We start from the raw sequence: 2,527 nt of genomic DNA, 5'->3' as shown, positions 1-2,527 counted from the left end.
TTAGACTAGATCAAAGCCTCGACCGATTAGTATCATTCAGCTCCACACGTCGCCGTGCTTCCACCCATGACCTATCTACCTCATCGTCTCTGAGGGGTCTTTCTTGATTGCTCAAAGGGAAATCTCATCTCGGAGGGGGCTTCATGCTTAGATGCTTTCAGCACTTATCCCGTCCGCACGTAGCTACCCAGCGATGCTCCTGGCGGAACAACTGGTACACCAGCGGTGCGTCCATCCCGGTCCTCTCGTACTAAGGACAGCTCTCCTCAAATTTCCTGCGCCCACGACGGATAGGGACCGAACTGTCTCACGACGTTCTGAACCCAGCTCGCGTACCGCTTTAATGGGCGAACAGCCCAACCCTTGGGACCTACTCCAGCCCCAGGATGCGATGAGCCGACATCGAGGTGCCAAACCTCCCCGTCGATGTGGACTCTTGGGGGAGATCAGCCTGTTATCCCCAGGGTAGCTTTTATCCGTTGAGCGATGGCCCTTCCATGCGGAACCACCGGATCACTAAGCCCGACTTTCGTCCCTGCTCGACTTGTAGGTCTCGCAGTCAAGCTCCCTTCTGCCTTTGCACTCTTCGAATGATTTCCAACCATTCTGAGGGAACCTTTGGGCGCCTCCGTTACTGTTTAGGAGGCGACCGCCCCAGTCAAACTACCCACCTGACACGGTCCTCCAGCCGGATCACGGCTGCGAGTTAGAGACTCTATACGCAAAGGGTGGTATCCCAAGGGTGTCTCCACCGAAGCTGGCGCTCCGGCTTCACAAACTCCCACCTATCCTGTACATCGCGTACAAAGCCTCAATATCAGGCTGTAGTAAAGCTCCATGGGGTCTTTCCGTCCTGTCGCGGGTAACCTGCATCTTCACAGGTACTATGATTTCACCGGGTCTCTCGTTGAGACAGTGCCCAAATCGTTACGCCTTTCGTGCGGGTCGGAACTTACCCGACAAGGAATTTCGCTACCTTAGGACCGTTATAGTTACGGCCGCCGTTTACTGGGGCTTCGGTTCAGTGCTTCTCTTGCGATGACACATCCCCTTAACCTTCCAGCACCGGGCAGGCGTCAGCCCCTATACTTCATCTTGCGATTTAGCAGAGACCTGTGTTTTTGCTAAACAGTCGTTTGGGCCTATTCACTGCGGCTTATGTTGCCATAAGCGTCCCTTCTCCCGAAGTTACGGGACCATTTTGCCGAGTTCCTTAACGAGAGTTATCCCGCGCGTCTTAGAATTCTCATCTCGCCTACCTGTGTCGGTTTACGGTACTGGCGCCGACCTCCTTACTAGAGGCTTTTCTTGGCAGCGTGAAATCCGGTACTTCGCCCTACGGGCTCCACATCACAGCTCAGCCTTGTGTGTCGGGCGGATTTGCCAACCCGACGGCCTCGCTGCTTGTCCGTGCACTTCCAGTCGCACGGTTACCTTATCCTTCTGCGTCCCCCCATCGTTCAAACGGTGGTACGGCGGTACAGGAATATCAACCTGTTGTCCATCGCCTACGCCTTTCGGCCTCGGCTTAGGTCCAGACTAACCCTGAGCGGACGAGCCTTCCTCAGGAAACCTTGGGCTTTCGACGGAGGGGATTCTCACCCCTCTTTTCGCTACTCACACCGGCATTCTCACTTCCAAGCGCTCCACGGCTCCTCACGATACCGCTTCACTGCTGCTTGGAACGCTCCCCTACCATCCCTTACGGGATCCATAGCTTCGGTGGTATGTTTAGCCCCGTTACATTTTCGGCGCGGCGTCACTCGACTAGTGAGCTATTACGCACTCTTTGAATGATGGCTGCTTCTAAGCCAACATCCTAGTTGTCTGTGCAACGCCACATCCTTTTCCACTTAACATACACTTGGGGACCTTAGCTGATGGTCTGGGCTGTTTCCCTTTCGACTACGGATCTTATCACTCGCAGTCTGACTCCCGAGTACAAGTTGCCGGCATTCGGAGTTTGACTGAATTCGGTAACCCTGTGGGGGCCCCTAGTCCAATCAGTGCTCTACCTCCGGAACTCTTCACCTCGAGGCTAGCCCTAAAGCTATTTCGGGGAGAACCAGCTATCTCCAGGTTCGATTGGCATTTCACCGCTACCCACACCTCATCCCCGCACTTTTCAACGTGCGTGGGTTCGGACCTCCAGTCAGTGTTACCTGACCTTCATCCTGGACATGGGTAGATCACCTGGTTTCGGGTCTACGACGACGGACTGATGCGCCCTATTCAGACTCGCTTTCGCTGCGGCTCCGCCTCATCGGCTTAACCTCGCCCGCCATCGTAACTCGCCGGTTCATTCTACAAAAGGCACGCCATCACCCGTTAACGGGCTCTGACTACTTGTAGGCATACGGTTTCAGGATCTGTTTCACTCCCCTTCCGGGGTGCTTTTCACCTTTCCCTCACGGTACTGGTTCACTATCGGTCACTAGGAAGTATTTAGCCTTGGGAGATGGTCCTCCCGGATTCCGACGGGGTTTCACGTGTCCCGCCGTACTCAGGATCCACTCTGGAGGGGATA

At 55.0% G+C, this 2,527-nt stretch carries 1 rRNA gene; it reads right to left on the bottom strand.

Going from position 1 to position 2,527, the window contains the following annotated elements:
* Window positions 1-6 precede the first annotated feature (6 nt).
* A 23S ribosomal RNA gene (locus KNP75_RS15540) occupies window positions 7-2,527 on the bottom strand; the annotation flags it as partial.

The organism is Exiguobacterium sp. s6 (genome assembly GCF_018618155.1).
Classification (GTDB): Bacteria; Bacillota; Bacilli; order Exiguobacteriales; family Exiguobacteriaceae; genus Exiguobacterium; species Exiguobacterium mexicanum_A.
The sequence above is the reverse complement of the archived record's forward strand: the minus strand, read 5'-3'. Positions and strand labels throughout refer to the sequence as shown.